Genomic DNA, 20,346 nt, shown 5'->3' on the forward strand with positions numbered 1-20,346 from the left:
ATCGAGGCGCAGGCTCCTTGCCTACAGTGACGCCGGATAGATTTAAGCAAGCCAAAAATTCATCAAAAATTAGTGTTGCAAAAAAGAGGGGAACCATAGATTTTTATGTAGCGCAGCGTGTGTCCATAGGGGCACGATTTACCGTAAAAATATTTACTCTTGGCCATTACTCCCTCCATTGATCGCCAAATTTAAATCCTATTTCCTTTAGTGATTCATCCATTTTATCTATGAATTCCGGTATTAGCTCATCGAATTGCTGCATAAATTTTTTATCCCGTTCTACAACAACATAATAAATTCCCTCTCGTGTCATATGTGGGTCATACTTGGCGAAGTACCCCTGTTCCTTTCCAGTAACCCACATGGAATATTGAACCTGAGCCAGGTAATCCGATTTAATAGCATCAAAACCACCTAATCTGAATTTCATAAATGCAGCAGTAGTAAACGGGCATTTCAGCTCCAAACCAAATCCATTGCTACATAATCCATCTGGTGAACATGCTGTTCTGAGTGACTCATCCCTGAATAAAATTGGTGCTTCCATTACATCAACACCAGATACAAACTCAAATGTTGCTCGTGCTGATTCTTCGTATTCCTTGCCCCATGCCAGTGATTTTGCATTTACCTCTGCTGCATTCCCTGTGCATACCTCACCAAGTAACGTATAAAAATACGTCATTTTGGTATCTGTCCATTTTTTCCCATCCTTTGATTTTGACAAAACTTTTCTGGCATCCGATGCAGTGATTACCCCTAATCTCAATTTATGCCAGTCAAACGATCCTTGCTCCACGACGTTGTGCAAATCAATCCCTGTTTTTGCGAGAATTGATTCATTACTGACCATTGTTTTTTACCTTTTTAGAGAGGAAATCTTTTGCTTTATTAACTTCTAATTCTGATAAATCATAGGGGGAATTGATTTCTCGCTTGAATATCTTTGAGCATAACGGTAATAAATCATCATCCCATGTTTTATCCATCTCAATAAGCCTAGAGTTAATACGTTCCATTGTCTTGGCACTTACTCCATTTGATGAGGCAGAACTTTCTAATCGGCCATCTATATCTTCATCTGCTGCAGCAATACCTAAAGCACCTGTTAATGTGTAACGTCGTAGATATGTGATAGCAGATGCTGATTGTTGAATATTATTTTTCCCGCCAGATTGATCGGGAGTAGACATCATTTCACAGAATTCTTGATGTCCTGATTTGTGGCTAACAATGCACCTAACAGTAATTACACCGTTTTCCATTTTTTGTTCAAACCGATAAGATAAGCCGAATTGTTGTAAGAAAGGTTTTATTTGCTCCGAAATATCATCTAGTGATGCATATTTATATTTAGCTTTCCCCGCTCCAAAATTAGCCTCTTTCAATTTCTTAATGGTAGGCAGAGCACTTTGAAATGCCGCCATAGCGTCCAAATATTCTTTCCTTGACTGCCCAGCCTCCCATTTTGTTTGCAGTTCCAGCAGGCGCTCTAATTTGTCTATGTCTGCATTAGATGAAACCGCCATTTCAATTAACTTCATTGGAGCCACTGTATTCCCTGTGGCTATTGATTTCTGGTCATGAATAACTATTTCTTGTGTACTCATACTGTTTCTCTCCTCTGCACCTGGCACAAACATAATTTGCGTAGCAGGTCATTAACCATCTCATCGACCTCATCACCCATATCAAACAATTCGCCGAATATCTCGTTTATCCGTGGTGAGAAAATCGCATTTGTTCCCTCTGGTAATGAGTTATATAACCGATGAGCATCTTTTCCCTGACGCTCTAGAATTTTCTCTTCCTGAGTATCTTGTATTGATAGTTGTTCCTGCCGCTCATCCTGAGCACCATAGGGGTTGTAATCGAATCTCATGCCGCCTCCCGATGTAATTGCCTGTTCAATTCCATTGATATTTTGCGCCCCATCCCTGATTTGATAATCGCCTCAACCAAACTCACCTCATCACAGTTATTCACGAGATGAGTTATTATTTCGCTAGGATCTGGATTGGAGCGTTTGGTGAACTCTGAGAATGTCATGTCAATTTGCAGGTCTGCGAGGTCTTTGAATACTACCTGCGTGCGTCCATGCTGCGTCCTACTGATTGTTTCCGCGTAGGTATAACTGAGCGTGATTGGATACATGATTACCTCCGTTAAGCCGGAATAAATACGAATGATGAGATAATGAGTAGTGCAATTCGGCGCTTCCATGCGCGCCGGTTCCTAACTGCTTGCGGTTTTGTGGGTACGACCGCACACCCGTCGAACATGTTGTTACGCATGTAACAGTCCCTCGTTAGTGAAAACGATTTGTGATTTTCGAGTTTATATTCAGGTAATCATAACCACCCGCATAGCGGGTGGTTTGCTCTAGCCCTATAAGGGCATGTTACCGACTGCGCCTAAATGACGCGGCTTTCTCTTCGTTCAAGCTAAGTGTCTTTGCTTCTTTGGCTTACCCCTTGAAGGGGTCGTTATACTCTCGTGTACTTAATTTATCTTGAAGTAAATCTGACTTTTCTTGCTCTCTGATATAGTTACGGATTGTGGCTTCATTCAGCCCCACTGTGCTGACGTAGTATCCTTCCGACCAAAACTTCCGGTTGCCAAATTTGTATTTTAAATTGGCATGTTTATCAAATATCATCAACGAGCTTTTACCTTTTAAGTACCCCATAAAACTGGAAACACTTATTTTCGGGGGGATACTCACCAGCATATGAACATGATCTGGCATTAAATGCCCTTCGATTATTTCGACTCCTTTGTACTTACAAAGGTTTCGTAGAATCTCACCTATACTTGAACGGATACTATTGAAGATGACTTTTCGTCTATATTTCGGCGAAAAGACGATATGGTATTTACACAGCCACTTTGTATGCGCTGAGCTTTGTGCTTTAATTCCCATAAACACCTTTCCTTATTTAAGTTACGGATATTAGCTTGAACATCTATATCGTAACGGAAAGGTGTTTTTCTTGGTATAACCCTTGAACTCCACCCGCATAGCGGGTGGTTTTATGTTTAAGCAGCTGATGCTACTTAAACTGGCTAAAGCCATAATAAAAAGCCCCGCATTGGCGAGGCTGGTGTTTATTGGTTTAATTATTTAGTCAATTGATGGTGGGAAAACTCCAAAATTGAATGAAATAAATGGAGCTGATAACGGACCTAATACCAGTGGCAATAAAAATAACAGAGCGCATGCTGAATATATGATCTTTCCAACTTTACCTGCTCTCTTTCTGCTGGCCATAAATATAAAAATCATTCCTATTGGAATAGTGATATACCAAAAAATCCAACTAAATACACCCAGCCACATTATATAAAAAGGTATATCCTCTAGTGGTAACATACATATTCCCTCATGAATCCATTGTCGAATTCATGAATATATCAGAGTAACTCACCACAGCCCACTCGGAAATGGGCTGGGATCAATTAGCTGCTGACACCAATTATTTAATGCGTATTGGCTTAGTTGAACCGAAAGCTGTTGTTTTTGGTATTGATGGTCACTATGTATTTAACACTAATTGTATGGCGTTAACGGCTAAAGGATTCGACTACGCTAACGTTGATACTATTGGCAGTGAATTAAATGCCGTGACTATCAAAATTCACAAAAATACCATAGAGCAGATTGAAACTATTATCATGTCTGCCAATTTACCTGAGTCAGAAAAGAAAACGCTTTTGCAATTGGTGAAAGAAAAAGGCGCTGAATCCGTTGTAGGTAAATGCGTTGATACGTTATTTGCTAACGCAGGTGCTGCAACACAAGTGCTTTCTGAGTTGGCGAAAAGTGTATTCTAAACCCTCGCACTGACCCCGCCCAACGCCGATCTACGGCGGGACTTGGTTTTAGTTGAATAAAGTGCGACTTCGGGTAAAACGCAGTTATTGAAACTCGGCTCCTGTGATTCATCGCCTTTAACCTGAACAATCAGGCTGGCTATTACATTCGCACTGTCGTTCTGGTTACGTTTGAATGTTAATACCTTGCGCGGTTCGGTTTCTATTCCAAACGCCTGATCAATAATGTTCGATAAGACCTTTTCTTCATGCTGGCGAATATGCTCTTCTAAACGGTGACTGGTTATCAAATCACCACGCTCCAAATGACGGCGCATTTTAGAGTTCAGACGGCCAGTTTTAGGCAAAACAGTGATATTCATGATTACCCCCATTAGTAATTTTTGGGGCGCAGTTAATACGCTAATGAGACTGTTTGAAATTTGTGCTCAACTAAAAGAGGAGCGCAAACCAGACTCACTGCGTCTATCCTTAGACTCTGCTAACCACGCCCCAAAAATCGCTTTTGGGAAGGAACTCTCCACACGGGCGGAGCATTCATTGTAGGTACTGCTTAGATTTATCGAATCATCCAGTTCTTCATATGCTACTGGCGGCTACTTCGTGGGCGTCCTGCCTGTTCGATGATTAAAACACACAAGCATTGCTTTATAAAAACAAGTAAAGCCTGTTTAAAAGGATGAGGAAAATGACTATAAACTTTATATTTACTTGTTATTAAAGGATATTATTTCTTATGATTTATGTGAAATGTGAATACTATGGCATTTTAGGTGAGAGAGTTCATGACGAAACAAACAGAAAGCCACCGAACGGTGGCTTGAGTGATTATTGTGCTTTCTTCCGAAAATTGTCGTCATTCTTCACGAACTCAAAGGCATCAAGGATAATACCTGTGATCCTCAATATATCTTCTGGGACTTCTATAAATATCCGTGAATTGTTGGCTGATAGCCCGGCTCTATTGATTTCATTCAACAGTATATCAGTGAGTTCAATTGGGATTTGGATATAGGATCTGTTTTTCTTATCAAAGTACCTTACCAGCCATCTATTTGATTTTCCTTGATAAAGAACACCAAAATAAGATTCTGTATCCTTGTATTGCAAATCACCGTCGTCTCCGACGATTGACTTAACTCTTTCGAATAGCGTTAGCTCATTTTTAGTAGTGATGATGTTGGGGTTGTCTGGATCGACTATGTCTTCAAATTCTTTCGGGCTTTCTTGATGCTCTATTTCATCTTGAGTTCCATCAATTGGGGTAAATTTATTCGAAAGACCGGAAACTACCATTGCACTAACAGATTTTTCGACAGCCTGCTTCACTAACGGCGTGATTGATTCAATGAAGCGTTGATTTAACTGACGCTCAACATTGGAACGACTGGCAACATATCGTACAAACTCACTATCAATATCCCTCAAGCTAGCACTGATAGTTTTAGTAAATGCGGATAGATAAACACTTTCCTCCGCAAGCGTCCTTAAAGCCTCTGGTTTGAATTTATCGTGTCTAAAGCGAAAGAGTTGGCTGGCATCTGCATCACTAACTTCATCCATTCTAATGCGCAAAAACGGCGCAGGGTCCATGACATTTTTTTGTTTTAAATCAGTAAAGAAGCGCCATTCTAACCCATTTGTAATAGCAGAAATAGTAACTTCTGGAGTCGAGTTAAAGTATCTGGACAATTGAGGACAATGGTTATCCAGCTTCTCGCTGTACCCTTTTGCCTCGATAAACATCACGGGAACACCCTGACAGAATAAAGCATAATCAACACGTTCATTTGCTTTGACTCCAGGGAAATCAGCTCCGTATTCTGCTTTAACCTTTTGCGGATCATACGGGCTAAATCCAAGAATATCCAAAAAAGGCAGTATTAATGCCTGCTTAGTTGTTTCTTCGGTGGTGCAGTGTTGACCTACGTTATTAACGTGCTCAACATGATGTTTTAATTTTATCTTAAAATTATCCATGCCATATCCTTAGTAATCTAAAACGGAATACCAGAACATTCTCCCGATAATGAACACCTGATCTTCACCCGCAATTTCATCTTCGTATTCATTACGGTTGTAGCTTCTGATAAGTATTTTTCCACTCGGACGCCGATAGAGGCACTTAAGGCGTTTTAATCCATCCTGTTCAATTGCATATACTTTTCCATCAATGATTTTTTTATTCAAAGAATCAATGCCTATGGTAGCTCCGTCTGGAATAACCGGTTCCATGCTGTTACCCTTTGCAGGGAAACAAAGAATCGAAGAGCCATCACTTGGCGCCCCGATTCTTCTCAATGTAGCCTTAGAAAATCTCAATCTAAGGCTGTTAAAATTCGCACTAATGTTTTTCCCGCTGCTGGGGATTAATTCAATATCGCTCAAGAGAGGGACGTATACTTCCTCATTATCCGAAGATGTATCACTATCCCACGACGTAATATCCAGCCATGTTTTTTCAAGTGAATCCCGGCGATTTACATCATTATTTTGCGTATCACCGAATAGAAGCCAGTTCACATCAACATCAAGAAGGGACGCTAAAGCAGTCAATCTCGCCTTTCTTGGTTCGGTGCTTGACTCCCATTGTTGTACAGATTGCGGAGTAACACCGAGCCGTTCAGCCAGTTCAGCTTGAGTTAATTTATTGGCAAGTCGAGCTTGCTTGATTCTTTCGTGCATCGTTTTCATGCCTTTAAATATACAAGCGATGCTTTTTCTTTTATAGCAAGCGAAACTTTATTTTTTAAAGTATCTCTTGTGTTTTGTTTTGTATGTTAGTGAAAAAGGAAAATTCATATGAGTGTATTGGAGGCAACAATCAAAAAAAGCTGGCGGCGTGCCGGCGTTAGCTAAGAAACTAAATATAAAGGATCAGGCCATTCGGCAATGGATTAAAAAAGGGTGCATCCCCCCTGCGAGGTATGCACAAATTCATGAGCAATTTGGTATTCCTTTAGCTGACTTAATTAAAAAATAGCTCTTTAACAGTGGCTTGAATTCTGCTGTTTCTACAATGAATGCTCCGCCCGTGTGGAGAGTCCCTATCAACCACCTATTGGTAGGCTAAATCATCATAACTATCCGAATCTCGGATCAGTTCTTGTCTATATACAATATCCCTATTTCATCATAGTGGATGCACACTATTTATTCTTAAACGAGACCTAATCGAAATTTTACTTTAGGAATTTTGCGCACCTGAATGACAAGCCTTGGTGAAAGTAGCAATCAAGGAATAAGAAAATGAGTATGATCTTAATGGCCAAGGCCATGCAAATGAAGGTCGGTAATCCGTTAAGGAAACTGGTATTACTTAAACTGGCAGATAATGCCAACGATAAAGGCGAGTGCTTTCCCTCTTACCAATATATCGCCGATCAGTGTGAAATAAGCCGCAGGAGTGTAATTAATCACATTGATGATTTATGTAAACAGGGTCTGGTGAAAAAAGTTTACCGGACGGGTGAAAAAGGCAATTCATCGAATATTTATATTTTAGATTTAGATGGTGAAAAATTTTCACCCCTAGTGAAATATCTGCACCCAGAACCAGTCACTCTTTTGAACCAGTCAATGAACCTATAAAAACAATAGCGAAAGTCGCTAACGCTCCTCGTGGGAAAAGTAAACATGTTTTCAGTGGAGAGGTCATAAAACTTAACCAAAAGGACTATGACAACTGGAAAAAGATTTTCCCTCACATCGATCTGGATACCCAACTGCAACGACTGGATATCGAGTTTCAGGCTGAGAGACCGAAGAACTGGTTATTACCACTAGTCAAAAATTGACGTCTGAGCAGCAACGGGCATTAGCACGGGCACGTCAGTATGCAGAGAGTTTTGGTAATTCATTTGGCGGATTTATTTTCAGTGGTAATCCGGGCGCGGGGAAAAATCACCTCGCGGCAGCCATTGGCAATCACATCATCAAGAACGGTAATAGCATCCTGATAGCTACTCTGCCTGATTTGATGATGCGGGTGAGGGAAACCTACCAGAAAGAGACGAAAATCAGTGAATCAGCACTGGTTGATGATTTGTGTGCTGTCGATTTGCTGGTGCTCGATGATGTCGGTGTGCAGCGTAATAACCTGAATGAGGATTTAATTATTTTTCAGGTGGTAGATCGGCGTCTGGCAAACAAAAAACCGGTTTGCGTGCTGACGAATTTAGATTTTGAGCAACTGACCGCTGTTTTGGGTGAATGGGTTATTGATCGCCTAAGAATGGGTACACCTACCAGCATTAATTTCAATTGGCAGAGTTACCGCCGCCAAGTCAAATAACGGAGGCTGGATGGAATGTAATTTTCTATTCCATGAATCGACCAAACAATCTGCATGGCAACAACTCAAAGAAGTTCTCGCAACAAATCAACCTCATCACATCATCATCAAACCGTGGAAAAACACCCGATCGCTATCTCAGAACGCAACCATGCATATGTGGTTTGGCGAGATTAGCCGTTTTCTGAAATCCAACGGGGCGAAATATTCACCAGATGAAGTCAAAGAAATGATGAAACACACATTTTTGGGCTACGAGGTTGTGGAGCGGATTGATGCAGAACGCAGGAGCCGGAGCGCGTCAGGACACTACGTCAGACATCTGAACTGGACACGGGCGAGATGTTTCGGTTCATGGAGCAGATTGAGTAATGGGCTGTGGGTATTGGTTGTTTCGTGACAGTGCCAGCTGACAGCGAGTACATGAAACTCAAACAGGAGCAAGAGCGGTGAACGAAATCAGAAAACCGGCGGATAAATTACCACGCAATTACGGATGGAACAGATTAAAGCTGGCTCAACATAGTTACGCAGATTTAGAGCGACTCCGAATTGACGTTGAGGAAAACCATGCGTGTCAGGATGGTATCCATCTCATTGATACGAAAGGCCGGAAAAAGCTGGATGCAATAGATTGGGCGATATACAACAAACAAAAGGCGGAAAGGGATGAAAAAACTAAGACAACGGAAATGTAAAGAATGCGCCGCGCGGTATGAACCAGAACGGCAATTACAAAACACCTGCTCAATCCAATGTGCAATAGCCAGAGGTAGGAAACAAGAGCAGAAAAAACGAGAGGAACTGGAACGACGACAAAAGAAAGACAATGAAATTAAGCAGAAGATAGCCCGCGACAAACTCAAAGCAAGACGCCTAGCAGTAAAACCCCGCAGTTATTGGATTCAACAAGCCCAACGCGCTGTAAATGCCTATATCAGAGAACGAGACCGCGACTTACCGTGTGTTTCCTGTGGTACGCATACATCTGCTCAATGGGATGCGGGTCATTACCGGACAACGTCAGCAGCGCCTCAATTGAGATTTGATGAACGGAATATCCATCGCCAGTGTGTTGTCTGTAACCAGCATAAATCGGGGAATCTGGTTCCGTACAGGGTGGAGTTAATCCAGCGCATCGGTCAGGCAGCGGTGGATGCTATTGAGTCCAATCATGATCGGCACCGTTGGACGATTGAGGAATGCAGGGCAATCAGGGATGAGTATCGTGAGAAGTTAAAAAATCTGAGGCAGGAGGCCGCATGACATTCGACAATTTCGATGAGGCAATGGCCTGTGCCAGACAGCGGAGAATGGAGGATAAAAAGCACTATGCTATTCGTCAGCGCAAAGAGCGTTTGTATGTCACCCGATTAGCAGACTGTAGGCATCCGGCATGGTCAACACTGGATGATTTTAGGTTCGAATGTTACGGAGTAACACAACATCGAATTCAGAAACTAGAGCCGTCTGATACACCGTTAATTATTGGGTTACTGGCATCTGGCCTCTCTCAGAGAGTGGTAACCCATAAATTTGATGTCACGCGTGGAGCAATAAGACGATTAATCAACAGGGTAAAACAACAACAGACAGTGGCGGGGATAAACCGATGACAAATATTCAACTGGTCATGGAGCGTTGGGGGGCATGGGTGGCGGACAACCAGGAGGGCGTTTACTGGTCATCTATTGCGGCGGGTTTCAAGGGGTTGATCCCCAATAGAATCAAGTCACGCCCGCAGTGTTGTGAGGGTGATGCGATGGTTATTTCTAGTTGTATGGCAAAGCTGAACCAGCAAAATAGTGATGCGCATGATTTGTTGTTTGACTATTACGTGTTCGGTAAGACGTTTATGTAGTTGGCGTATGAGCATCATTGTTCTGACGGGTACATTGGGAAGAAATTACAAAAAGCCGAGGGGGTCATTGAAGGGATGCTAATGATGCTGGATGTCTCACTGGAGATGGATAAATACGTCCAGAAAGAGCCAATGAATATCAGCGCGCATCAATTATGCAGTAATTTTTAAAAATAACTTTACGTACGTAAAAACGATGCTATTGTGATAAGAGTGATAGCTATGTCACGTAGCTTATTAGCTTTTCTCGACAGATGGAAAACAGTGACACAGTGTTATCATCTGGTTTGCTAATTTCAGACATTTTACCTCGCCATCGAGCGGGGTTTTTTATTGCCCCACATTCAGTAAAGGATATTTATCAGCACTAAACTTCAAATTTACACCCCAACAGATTACTGACTTAGTGAATAGTCATATTTTATAATGCAATATCCTATATTAATTCGTATTAATCATTGTTAGGCTGCATCTCATTGAGATAAAAATCTGACCTAAGTAATATTAACTGGCTAGTTAGCAGCAGGATGAAGTGACCTTAAACTTTAACGATAAATAAGTGAGGAAATGATGTCTGACGTTAATAAGCTGGATAATAAACAATGTCCGTTTGATCCTGAACAATACAAAAGTAATGATGTAGTTGCACCAGTTGGTACTTCTCCGTGGGCGTTAATTCAGGTGTATTTAGGAAATAAAGTGCACCGTAAAGACTGGGATGCGCCTGATGAATACATACACCTAGTTCCTGGTAGTGGTAATGATGAGCCAGAAATTAAAAAACGCGATAAACATGGCGGAATGACATCATGGCAGCCAGCACAAGAAGACTTAATGGCGTGTGACTGGAGTTTATTGAAATCAGAACCGAAACCCAAACCAGAAGATTGCATGTTGTCTTTTGATCTTGTATCAGGGGCTCATAAATATACTGATTATGATATTTCAGAGTTTCAACGATGGGGATATTTAGATGGAAATGAAAGTCAGAAAGGCTGGGGAGGGTATAGTTTTGGTACTTTGACTAGGCTTAGAACTACCACAGATATTGAAAATGTCCTATTACTATTCCTCGATACAAGAAATGATGCGAGCGATACACTGTATTTTGAGGTGTCTGTTAACCAAAATAATCGCCAGACAGTGATAGAATTACTCAGTAAAAACCTTTACATTTCTGTTGAAAATAAAACCTATAATCTTGGTACTGCAGCCCTCCAAGATTATGCTGATAATACACTCAGTGCCAATTATACTGGTGAAGAAGCTAATAAACTAGGCGAAATATTGAAACAAACAGATCAACCACCAAAACATTTCGTTTTCGAGTGGAAATAACCCCCAATCTACACACCGAATCCAGGGCTGCGCTATTTGCGTGACCCTTTTACTATCTAACCTCAACTTTGTTTAAGCATCACTATTTCATGGTCACGTAAACCTAAGCTCGGCTTTTTCGGCTGGAATGTATAAGCAATCAGTCCTGATACGATTTCCAGTAAAAAGCCGATTATGCTTCGGTGCCTTGAATGTTCTATCTGAGAAATATTTTTCAATTGGTCATTCACCGTTTCTATCAAAAACCGTTTTCTTAACATGGCCTTGTCCCAAAGCGATAAAAATTGGGCTTTCATATTACGGCGAACATTCGTGATTAACGTAAGCCCTTCCTCTTTCAGTTCATCGCATAACACTTGGGATAAATAGCCTTTGTCACCATAGAGATGCCCGGTTAAACCTTTGACTAATTCCTTTACCGGCTGACGATCGTCAACATTTCCCGGTGTTAATTTAACGGATAAAATCTCACCGCAATCATCAATAATCAGATGGAGTTTAAAGCCATAGAACCATCCTGTGCTGGTTTTTCCTCGCTGCGCGACACCCTCAAAAACTTTATGACGAGAAATACGTAGGTTATGACAAACCGCGATTTTAGTGGAATCGATAAAGGCAATGCCGTGTGATTTTTGTTGGCGTGAAGAAAGGAAAGCGCATAACGGAATAAGGACTCTTTTCTTCAATGTTATTATTCGATTGTAGCTCACCAGACTGGGGAAATCTGCTTTGAGGTATTGCTGTACATACTCAGTATAAAACGCTTTAAAATGACGATAATGGCTCATGTGAAATAAAATGAGGAGAGTCATTATTTCGCTGAGAGACAGGGAAGTGGCGCGATGACGCTTGAGCTGATTATTCTCAATGAGCTGTTGTTCCCAAAGGGGAATAAATTTTTGGCAAAAGTCATCGACGCAACAGAAAAGTTCATCTAAAGTAGTCATAGCCTGAGGATCCCCACGATTTTGTTTTCTAAGCAAAAACTTTGATCGTGCCTCAGGCACTTAGTTCCCTTTTGCCTTTCCTTTCTTAAGCGAAGTTCAGGTTATCTACTAGTAGTCAACTCAGGCAATGCCTCATGCAAGGTGAATTCGACGGCTTTATTCAACTACTGAAAAATTTGCAGTAGTTCGAAATCCTGCACGTTCGGGATGTTTAGGGGAATATTTCAATTCCCCCGAATTCGAGGGAATCTAGGGACTGTTGACGTTTTGCGAGGGATTATTAGACAGCATGATGATTTGGTATAATTACTTTCGCCAAAAAACAACCAGACCTCACCATCATGCCGCGAACTATGTTAACAGATCTCTATTGGAATAAGCTATCTGCATTAATGCAACATACCGGTTGGGTTTATGACAAACCTGAACACCGTTTGACCTTCGAAGGGATCCTTTACCGAATGAGAACGAGCATCCCCTGGCGCGATTTACCGACAAAATTCGGTAAATGGAATAGCGTCTTTTCACGTTTTAATGCCTGGTCGAAGAAAGGTGTTTTACAGCTTATTTTCAAATGGTTATCTGATATTGCGGATACAGAATGGTTGTTTATTGATGGAACTCTTGTTCGTGCTCACCAGCAGAGTGCCGGAGCCGCTTCAGATAACGATGAGGCGATTGGTAAAAGTCGTGGCGGGCGTTCAACCAAGATCCATTTAGCGGTAGACAGCGGAGGGTTGCCCGTTCATTTTGAACTCTCCGGAGGACAGGTTCACGATAGTGTTCACGCAGAAAGTCTTGTCTCTGAGTCCCCCTCATCCGAAGTCGTTATCGCTGACAAAGGATATGACAGCCAGCGTTTCAGAACATTTATTGAACAACGAGAAGCCGCCCCGGTGATCCCTTACCGCAAAAATAGTCGAAAAGCAGGCCAACATATTGATAACTGTTTATACCGTTACCGCCACGTGGTGGAAAATGTGTTTGCCAGGATTAAACATTTCCGAGCAATAGCAACAAGATACGATAAACTTGAACGGAATTATGCCAGCATGGTGGCACTGGCATTTATCATTGTTTGGTTGCCGATGTGGGGTGATTGAATTATGACCTTAAAACATCAACAGCCCCTAGTATAAAGCATGAGAGTTACCTCTTAGTCTTTGATTATGGATTCATCACCTTTAATCAAAGTCGGTAACTCTCTTCTTTTCAAACCGAAGTGTCATATATGGACGTCCCATAATATTCAACTTTTTTAGTGACTCAGTGTATTGCTAATTTCGGTTCACGGTCATATATCCGGCGTCTGGCAATCATTTAAATTTGCTGCGCCATGGTGAAGTCCGAACCTTGCCTCCTCATCAGATCAACGGATTAAAAATCCTCGACAGTCTCAGGTTTTTGCAAGGCCGGATAACCGTTTAGCTCATCAACTGTAGTCAACTCTATTGAAAATGAAACCGGTTTATTTAAGCAAAGGCTTTGCTCATCTGGAACGCATCTTTATTAACCATAATTGACCAGCATATCCTGGCACATTTATTGGCATAAGCGACACACGCCTTATTAAATCCCCGTCGGTTAACCAAAGACTGCATCCAATCACCGAGTGCATCATGCCGTAACGCTCTGCGTTGTATAGCAGCTCTGGCGCCATGAATTAAAATCCCGCGTAGGTACCGATTACCCTTTTTAGTGATTTTGCCTAATTGTGTTTTCCCACCACTGCTGGCCTGTCGAGGAACGAGTCCTAACCAAGCGGCCATTTGCCTGCCGTTATTAAATTGTTTTCCATCACCAATATACGCGACCATTGCGGAGGCAATCAGGGGGCCAATACCGGGAATAGATTGGAGTTGCTGCCACTGAGCCGTTTGCGATGATAGCGACTTGAGGGTTTCTTCTATTTCCTCTGTCTGCTGGATCAGCTTCAGCCATTCTTCATAGAGTTGTTTCAGAACCCTGCGTGCAATCATCGTTAATCCATTATCGGCATCTTCAAGTGCCTCGTACAGTGACTCTCTAAGAGCCGCAGAGCGTTGCGGAAAAATAATGCCATATTCTGCTGCCAGTCCTCTGATTTGATTAGAGAGAGCAACGCGTTTTTGAACTAATGACTGCCGGACATTATGGAGAACACAGAGGTCTTGTTGATACAGATTTTTGACCGGAACAAAATGCATACCCGGCCGATTCGCAGCTTCACATATTGCCAACGCATCATTGGCATCATTTTTATGGTGTTTAACGAAAGCTTTCACATGCTGAGGGGGAATAAGGCAAACTTTAAAACCTAGATTTTCAATCGTTCGTGCCCAATAGTGGGCGGTACTACAAGCCTCCATAGCAATCAAAGTCCCGGATTCCATTTGTCTAACAGCATCCAGTAATCGACTTCGGGTCATTTTTTTATTAAATATAATGTGATTATCGTTAAGCAAACAAAGCTGAAAAACAGATTTAGCGAGATCAATACCGAGAATTTTATGATACATGATGGACGCTCCCATAAAATGAATATGCTTATTTCATTTTGGTACAATTGACGCCATACGGGACGTCCATCTCATCAGATCTAGTCTGAACTAATACAATTAATGATATCTTTCCCCATGCTCCAAAGAATTCATAAAATCAGCGTACCATTGAAGCATTTCTTTGCGTCCATCTAGATAAAGGGCATGGTTATACGTGCCCCTGATACTATTTTTATCAACATGAGCAAGCTGCAATTCCACCCATTCAGAAGGGAAGCATTGCTCATGTAGCACTGTGCTCATAGTATGGCGGAATCCATGCCCCGTAGCCCTGCCACCATACCCCATACGCTTCATCATGGTATTCATAGCCATTTCACTGAGGGGTTTTTTGTAATCAGTTCGGCTAGGAAATACATATTGATAATCACCACTGATTGGGATTAATTGCTGAAGCAAAGTTACCACCTGATCAGGTAAAGGCACGCTGTGTGGTCTGCGCATTTTCATTCTTTCCGCAGGGATTTGGATAAGTCTCTTTTCCAGATCAACTTCACTCCACTTTAATTTTCTTAATTCACCAGGACGTAATCCCGTAATAATTAGAATTCTCAGTGCATGCCTAACAATCTGGCTACCCATGTGCTTATCAATGGACTTCAGGAATTCTGGTAACTCGTCAACATCAAGGTGAGGATAATGTTCTCTTTTATGGGGAATGAAAGCACTAGCAAGATCGGGGGCTGGATTATATTCAGCTCGACCAGTGATAATTGCGTATTTCCAAACTTCACCACAACGTTGACGGACTTTTTTTAACTTCTCAGTAGCCCCGCGCCTTTCCATCCTCGAAAGAACGTCCAATAACTCCAAAGGTTTTATATCTGCTATTGGTCTATTGCCAATATAAGGAAAGACGTCATTTTCAAAAGCACTCATCATGTCAGCGCGATACCCTACCGACCCGAGGAGAGCGCAATACTGGTAGGTTAACATATTAATATTTAATAAATTAATTTTATCCAAAATGTCACATACCCCCAGTTGTACCCCCACATTATTTTGCTACATCAAGTCTGGTAGTTTTTATGTGGAAATTAGATTTATAACTTTTTAATCATCACGTTAAAGCAAAAAAGCCATGAGATTTGGAAATGGTCAAATTTGGCTGCCATCTCACGCTCAAGGCTTCATATAAACATTTATCATTTTTACGAACTAGATCACAAATTAAAACGGGTTATTCCTGTGGCTTAGAGCGGGCTTTCCTTTTTAATAATTCTCCAGTATGAGAATCGAAATAACGACTTGGCCAGATTTCTGAGGGATGGATGCCAAGATAATCAGCAATGATCCATTCGCCTTTAGGCCAAGGCCTACTGAATGCGTTTGCTAGTGTAGATGAACTAAGTCCCGACTCACGAGAAACAGCCGCTAAAGTTGTACCGCGTTTACGTAATGCGGCAATAATATCGGCCTGATGCCAATATTTTTAACATTGTTATTCATTCCTGCTACCCCTTCCATTAATTGATCATTGATGGTGGTGATTCAAAGCAGGGTTAGCAGACCGGGAGTAACCATCCGGCGAGGTTACTCTTTAAGGCTGCTAAACCTTACCATTGGATTGTGCCAATGGCGGGAGAACTTTAACTGATTGCTTTATCTGAATCAATAACTGGACGACTAAGTTTAACAGCTATAAACCCACGCAACATAACAGGCAGCGATCCGAATGCTTAATTCTTCAATTAGCTAATTCATCAATTTCCTTACTTATACCTGACAACATGCAATCTCTGGAGCGCGACAGTTCGGACAAAACAGAAAATACCTGCCTTATCCTTGATCGATATCTGTGCGCCAGAGTGAACGCAAGTTGAGGTATTGCGGGGTATCGGTTGAGTACTCAGTACTGCCGCCTGTATTAACAGGTCATCCCCACCGGCTAAAGGCCAGCCTCGATATCGTCAATTTCTCCTTTTTCAATCTATAAAAAGCAGTGTCAGATTCACTGTGTGGTTAATCAGGCCAGAGCCTTTGAGAGTTATGGCGTTCTTTGGCTGCGGCGTCACTTTCAGCGGTAACCCTGCAAAAAGTGACGCCTTGAGTTCCGCGAACTGTCAGAAAAAGCTGTGCAAACGTTGAAGTGCCATCATGCATAGCAAAACGCCGTAAGGTTAAATATCAAAACGGTAGTTATGTTAATGGATTAGCTGTAGAAAAATTGTCTGTTGAATAATTCCAACAAAGATAGATAAAAGTATGAACGGAGGCGCAAAGGCTATCTCTTTGTTCATTGAGGATAAATAGGATTTATGTTGATTTGAAACGCCAGTGTATGAATCCACGTTCACTACACTTTGGTGACAAGATAAAGATATCCTTTTGGGTTATCTATTAGTTTAAGAGACCTTCATTGCCAGACGATGGTTTAGGTGTCTTGGCAATATCTGCTTCCAAAAGTGTGCAGATGTACCGCAATTATGCTCTCTCTTTCAGGCTACGAGAGTTTTGTTTCGCCACCCGAAGGCGATCCTGACAGGCGATAGATCGTTTTTTGTAGTAGGATGTTAGCTGTGGTGATAAGTAGAGTCAACTGCTTATATTGTCTAAATGACCTTTCAAAATGGTCAGTAAGGTTGTAGTATTAAAATTATTACATACATATGGAAATATTGCATATTCAATTTATCATTAAGATTTGCTAGGAGCACTTTTAACAACACGCTCTACACTTACAAATGATCTTTCTCCCATTTTCATTAATTCATTCATATCGAAATAACTTGGTTTATTCACAAGCTTATTCCATGTACCCAATAAATAATCTTTGAATGCGATTGTTCTATTGTATCTATCACCAATATTGAAAGATTCACAATTTGAACGCATTTCATTAACTATTTCAGAATTAAAAATTGGTGTATCAAAAAGCATTGCATCTAAATATGCAAAGTCACTAATCCAGCGTTTAAGGTGATATTGCCCAATTGACGTAATTCTGAATTTAGCTGGCATTTTTCCTATCAATCCTGTTTCATCCTCGTCAAAAGTAAAACGTTGTGACGTTTCGATAAGTTTTTTATTGGTGACTCTTCTTAATGCATGTTCAGTTTGTGCAGGTATATATCCTAAACTTTGCATTTCAATTATTATATTTTTTGTTTCGCAGAAACCATCGCGATCTTGTATTTCATTTTTTTCTGATAAGAGAGCTAAAATTAAAGGAACAAGAAAGTGTTCGGTTTCATCTGCAATAGAGATATCAAATATATTCATTGCAAGAGATGTATTAGGGTCAAAGTGTGAGAACTCACCTAATAGGGCTTGTTTTGAAAACTCGTGAACAGGTATAACATATCGTCCTTCTTTTTCATAGGTGTTGATAATTTTTTCCGCTTCAACATTTGGGCTTCCTATAAATCCAGTTATGAAGGTTAATGCTTGCCTTACATTTCCTCCTGTTATATTTTCTATAAATTCACCAAGGGTTTTATTGTTTCTAAGCGACTCAATTAATACTTTAATGAATACAGAAAGATTATCAATATGAATCCTCACAAATTCGGCTTTTTCTAACGGAATTTTACCCTCCGACATCTCATGTGCAAATTGAAGGCGTTTATCTAGCACTTGATCTATTCGAGGTGGTGCTATAGTAAATACTTTATGAGGATAGGCAGTTAGCGCACCAGATGATTTAGATTTAAAGAATGTTTGGGGGCGGACTGAGATAAACACCAAAGAGTTCCAATCCTTAGCAAGTTCTTGAGATATGATAAAAGCTCTTTGTTGTGTATCAAAGTCTCGTTGATCGGCATTATCTATGCAAATAATTATTTGTTTTTTACTTTGCTTAGATAGATGATTAATTGAGTTTTTTAAGTGCTCATCCTTGTTTTCTAGCTTTTCCGCAAGCATCTCTAACTGTTTCTCATGATATTTTTCTTTATTAGTATCTCTGAGCTCACCCCATATACCAGCCGAAAACCTTTGGATATCTCTAGCATATACACCCTTGACAAATTTCATTTCTGAAATATCAGTATCATACTTGTTTAAGAGCTGCTCCTCCATTTCGTTAATAACAAATTTCTGAAGGTTTTCAGCAAGAGTTGCCTTGGCACCTAAATCAATATAAATGTATATGGCTTCCTTAAACTCTCTAAATGCGCTGGAATAAATAAGATTTTTCACAAAAGAAGTTTTACCAACACCAACATCACCTATTAGAACTATTGGGCGCTTAGATAATGCCTCAGCCATGATACTAGGATCTAATCCTTGTTCTTTTCGTCCTGGTTTTACTGGTGTAATTTGAGGTGAAGACTCACTATCACTGAATAATGCTGCATATCTTGCTTGCAATATTTCCTTGCTTAATAACGCATATTTGGATAGAGCGCCACTTTCACAGTAGCATTTCTGATAAAAAATCTCTTCAATTTCTTTACTTTCAAGAGCATCCTGAATTATTAGTTCAGATATTTGGCGAAGTGAGGTTTGTATTTCACTTGTGTATCTGACTTTTGGATACATTGCTAGATATGATGAAAGTTTATTAGGGATACCTTTCACATCTGATACTAGATATTTCATTAAACGTTGTTCCTTCACACCTTGATAAGAAAGCATGTTCCACGCAAGAGTGAAGTTACTAAGCATGTTATTTAAACTGTCAAAAACTAATGCCTTACCTTCTAATGGTGAACTACCATTTTGATTACTAGCAATAAAGGCAACATACTGATGTCCATTCGTCGCAATAGCAATTGGAGTTCCTCTAGATGAGCAATAGTTTTGGACTTGTCGTATTGCTTTATTTAAATCGTCATTTGATTTTAAAAGAACAGGTATATCGATAGTGTTTTTAGCTGATAAACCAGCAGGTATTTCAAAAATATGTCCTTCTCTTTTTGCCTCAATGATAACTTGCCTTGGTTTGCCTAATTCGTAATCTGTAAATGTTTTATCTTCATAATACTCAACTTCATAACAATCATCTGGCCACGCAAATACATCTGTTATTATTTTGTTAATTATGTGGTGTCTTGTTTGAGCTTCATTTCTTATCTTTTTAACGTCATTGTATTCTGCAACAAGATTTCTTAAAGAATTTTCACATTCGGTCAATGTTTTCATATTATATTTCTCCATTGGTTTTTCTCGATATGTGTAACCCTATTTACCACATAATATTATCATATTAATGATGTATAATATAACGTTAAACATAAGTCGTTCCAATACAAATGAAAAACCAATGGGAAAACTGTGATAAGTATCTCTTCCTAAATAAAATCAAATAATTACATTTATTAAATTTCACACAATGAAACATTTTAAAAACACACTGACGCGCTGTGCTTGTCTTCTCCGAGTTACTGGGCTAATACATTAACCCGGTAACTCAGAGATCTGAAAGATCACCTGCCAGAGAAAACATTTTTACCTACCCCCCCTATTAAAGAATTAGGTATAAAACTGTTCACCCTGTTCACCTTTAAATAATTTTATTTAAATTCATATTGTTAAAGGGTGATGAGTTGAAATTAAACTCATCACCACTCTTCACCCAACCGTTCA

At 40.4% G+C, this 20,346-nt stretch carries 22 protein-coding genes and 3 pseudogenes; 11 read left to right on the forward strand and 14 right to left on the reverse strand.

Annotated elements, in window-relative coordinates:
• Positions 1-166 precede the first annotated feature (166 nt).
• The 6 genes from WDV74_RS06230 to WDV74_RS06255 form a co-directional block, all read right to left on the reverse strand.
• Positions 167-856, reverse strand: a complete 690-nt coding sequence (locus WDV74_RS06230; RefSeq protein WP_338885161.1) for a YqaJ viral recombinase family protein — start codon at positions 854-856, stop codon at positions 167-169.
• Positions 846-1,613: an ERF family protein gene (locus WDV74_RS06235; protein WP_338885162.1), complete on the reverse strand. Its 768-nt coding sequence runs from the start codon at positions 1,611-1,613 to the stop codon at positions 846-848. Before WDV74_RS06235 ends, WDV74_RS06230 begins: the two co-directional genes overlap by 11 nt.
• Positions 1,610-1,885, reverse strand: coding sequence for a hypothetical protein (locus WDV74_RS06240; RefSeq protein WP_338885163.1), 276 nt, complete (start codon positions 1,883-1,885; stop codon positions 1,610-1,612). The genes WDV74_RS06235 and WDV74_RS06240 overlap by 4 nt, the downstream gene beginning before the upstream one ends.
• Positions 1,882-2,226 carry a hypothetical protein gene (locus WDV74_RS06245; protein ID WP_338885164.1) on the reverse strand — a complete coding sequence of 115 codons (345 nt, stop codon included), beginning with the start codon at positions 2,224-2,226 and terminating at the stop codon, positions 1,882-1,884. The genes WDV74_RS06240 and WDV74_RS06245 overlap by 4 nt, the downstream gene beginning before the upstream one ends.
• Before the next feature lie 244 nt (positions 2,227-2,470).
• Positions 2,471-2,926 carry an IS200/IS605 family transposase gene (tnpA, locus tag WDV74_RS06250; protein ID WP_338882928.1) on the reverse strand — a complete coding sequence of 152 codons (456 nt, stop codon included), beginning with the start codon at positions 2,924-2,926 and terminating at the stop codon, positions 2,471-2,473.
• 201 nt (positions 2,927-3,127) lie between these two features.
• Positions 3,128-3,376 (reverse strand): hypothetical protein, encoded by a 249-nt coding sequence (locus WDV74_RS06255; protein ID WP_338885165.1) that lies wholly within the window; start codon positions 3,374-3,376, stop codon positions 3,128-3,130.
• Positions 3,377-3,447: 71 nt separating this feature from the next.
• Between WDV74_RS06255 and WDV74_RS06260 the strand changes: the two genes are divergently transcribed.
• A complete protein-coding gene (locus WDV74_RS06260) occupies positions 3,448-3,837 on the forward strand; it encodes a hypothetical protein (protein WP_338885166.1) in 390 nt (129 codons plus the stop codon).
• Here the strand turns inward: WDV74_RS06260 and WDV74_RS06265 are convergent.
• The 3 genes from WDV74_RS06265 to WDV74_RS06275 form a co-directional block, all read right to left on the reverse strand.
• Complete coding sequence (locus tag WDV74_RS06265) at positions 3,834-4,199, reverse strand: hypothetical protein (RefSeq protein ID WP_338885167.1); 366 nt, start codon at positions 4,197-4,199, stop codon at positions 3,834-3,836. The genes WDV74_RS06260 and WDV74_RS06265 overlap by 4 nt on opposite strands.
• 466 nt (positions 4,200-4,665) lie before the next feature.
• A complete protein-coding gene (locus tag WDV74_RS06270) occupies positions 4,666-5,817 on the reverse strand; it encodes a type I restriction endonuclease (RefSeq protein WP_338885168.1) in 1,152 nt (383 codons plus the stop codon).
• A gap of 9 nt (positions 5,818-5,826) precedes the next feature.
• Entirely contained in the window at positions 5,827-6,522 is a 696-nt protein-coding gene (locus WDV74_RS06275) for a S24 family peptidase (protein WP_338885169.1), read from the reverse strand.
• 157 nt (positions 6,523-6,679) lie between these two features.
• Between WDV74_RS06275 and WDV74_RS06280 the strand changes: the two genes are divergently transcribed.
• The 9 genes and pseudogenes from WDV74_RS06280 (at position 6,680) to WDV74_RS06320 (ending at position 11,330) form a co-directional block, all read left to right on the forward strand.
• Complete coding sequence (locus tag WDV74_RS06280; RefSeq protein ID WP_338885551.1) at positions 6,680-6,820, forward strand: hypothetical protein; 141 nt, start codon at positions 6,680-6,682, stop codon at positions 6,818-6,820.
• Between the two features lie 266 nt (positions 6,821-7,086).
• Positions 7,087-7,430: pseudogene (locus WDV74_RS06285) on the forward strand (helix-turn-helix domain-containing protein); the annotation flags it as partial.
• A gap of 200 nt (positions 7,431-7,630) precedes the next feature.
• Positions 7,631-8,131: an ATP-binding protein gene (locus WDV74_RS06290; RefSeq protein WP_338885170.1), complete on the forward strand. Its 501-nt coding sequence runs from the start codon at positions 7,631-7,633 to the stop codon at positions 8,129-8,131.
• 10 nt (positions 8,132-8,141) lie between these two features.
• A complete protein-coding gene (locus WDV74_RS06295; protein WP_338885171.1) occupies positions 8,142-8,531 on the forward strand; it encodes a recombination protein NinB in 390 nt (129 codons plus the stop codon).
• A gap of 49 nt (positions 8,532-8,580) precedes the next feature.
• Positions 8,581-8,829 carry a hypothetical protein gene (locus tag WDV74_RS06300; protein WP_338885172.1) on the forward strand — a complete coding sequence of 83 codons (249 nt, stop codon included), beginning with the start codon at positions 8,581-8,583 and terminating at the stop codon, positions 8,827-8,829.
• Entirely contained in the window at positions 8,801-9,397 is a 597-nt protein-coding gene (locus WDV74_RS06305) for a recombination protein NinG (protein ID WP_338885173.1), read from the forward strand. The genes WDV74_RS06300 and WDV74_RS06305 overlap by 29 nt, the downstream gene beginning before the upstream one ends.
• A complete protein-coding gene (locus tag WDV74_RS06310; RefSeq protein WP_338882655.1) occupies positions 9,394-9,747 on the forward strand; it encodes a hypothetical protein in 354 nt (117 codons plus the stop codon). The genes WDV74_RS06305 and WDV74_RS06310 overlap by 4 nt, the downstream gene beginning before the upstream one ends.
• Positions 9,744-10,163: pseudogene (locus WDV74_RS06315) on the forward strand (antiterminator Q family protein). The gene WDV74_RS06310 and the pseudogene WDV74_RS06315 overlap by 4 nt, the downstream one beginning before the upstream one ends.
• A 399-nt stretch (positions 10,164-10,562) precedes the next feature.
• Positions 10,563-11,330 (forward strand): MW1434 family type I TA system toxin, encoded by a 768-nt coding sequence (locus WDV74_RS06320; RefSeq protein WP_338885174.1) that lies wholly within the window; start codon positions 10,563-10,565, stop codon positions 11,328-11,330.
• 62 nt (positions 11,331-11,392) lie between these two features.
• Here WDV74_RS06320 and WDV74_RS06325 read toward each other — a convergent pair whose 3' ends face one another.
• Positions 11,393-12,277 (reverse strand): IS982 family transposase, encoded by an 885-nt coding sequence (locus tag WDV74_RS06325; protein ID WP_338883561.1) that lies wholly within the window; start codon positions 12,275-12,277, stop codon positions 11,393-11,395.
• A 341-nt stretch (positions 12,278-12,618) separates the two neighbouring features.
• On the opposite strand from WDV74_RS06325, the gene WDV74_RS06330 reads away from it, so the two are divergent.
• A complete protein-coding gene (locus WDV74_RS06330) occupies positions 12,619-13,380 on the forward strand; it encodes an IS5 family transposase (protein ID WP_338882689.1) in 762 nt (253 codons plus the stop codon).
• Between the two features lie 369 nt (positions 13,381-13,749).
• Here WDV74_RS06330 and WDV74_RS06335 read toward each other — a convergent pair whose 3' ends face one another.
• The 4 genes and pseudogenes from WDV74_RS06335 to WDV74_RS06350 form a co-directional block, all read right to left on the reverse strand.
• Positions 13,750-14,775 carry an IS110 family transposase gene (locus WDV74_RS06335; protein ID WP_338885175.1) on the reverse strand — a complete coding sequence of 342 codons (1,026 nt, stop codon included), beginning with the start codon at positions 14,773-14,775 and terminating at the stop codon, positions 13,750-13,752.
• Positions 14,776-14,874: 99 nt separating this feature from the next.
• Positions 14,875-15,714, reverse strand: a pseudogene (locus tag WDV74_RS06340) (tyrosine-type recombinase/integrase); the annotation flags it as partial.
• Positions 15,715-15,997: 283 nt separating this feature from the next.
• On the reverse strand, positions 15,998-16,228 hold the full coding sequence (locus WDV74_RS06345) for a helix-turn-helix transcriptional regulator (protein ID WP_338885552.1): 231 nt from the start codon (positions 16,226-16,228) through the stop codon (positions 15,998-16,000).
• A 1,226-nt stretch (positions 16,229-17,454) separates the two neighbouring features.
• A complete protein-coding gene (locus WDV74_RS06350) occupies positions 17,455-19,902 on the reverse strand; it encodes a hypothetical protein (RefSeq protein WP_338885176.1) in 2,448 nt (815 codons plus the stop codon).
• Between the last annotated feature and the right edge of the window lie 444 nt (positions 19,903-20,346).

This window comes from Xenorhabdus sp. TH1, from assembly GCF_037260955.1.
Lineage (GTDB): Bacteria > Pseudomonadota > Gammaproteobacteria > Enterobacterales > Enterobacteriaceae > Xenorhabdus > Xenorhabdus griffiniae.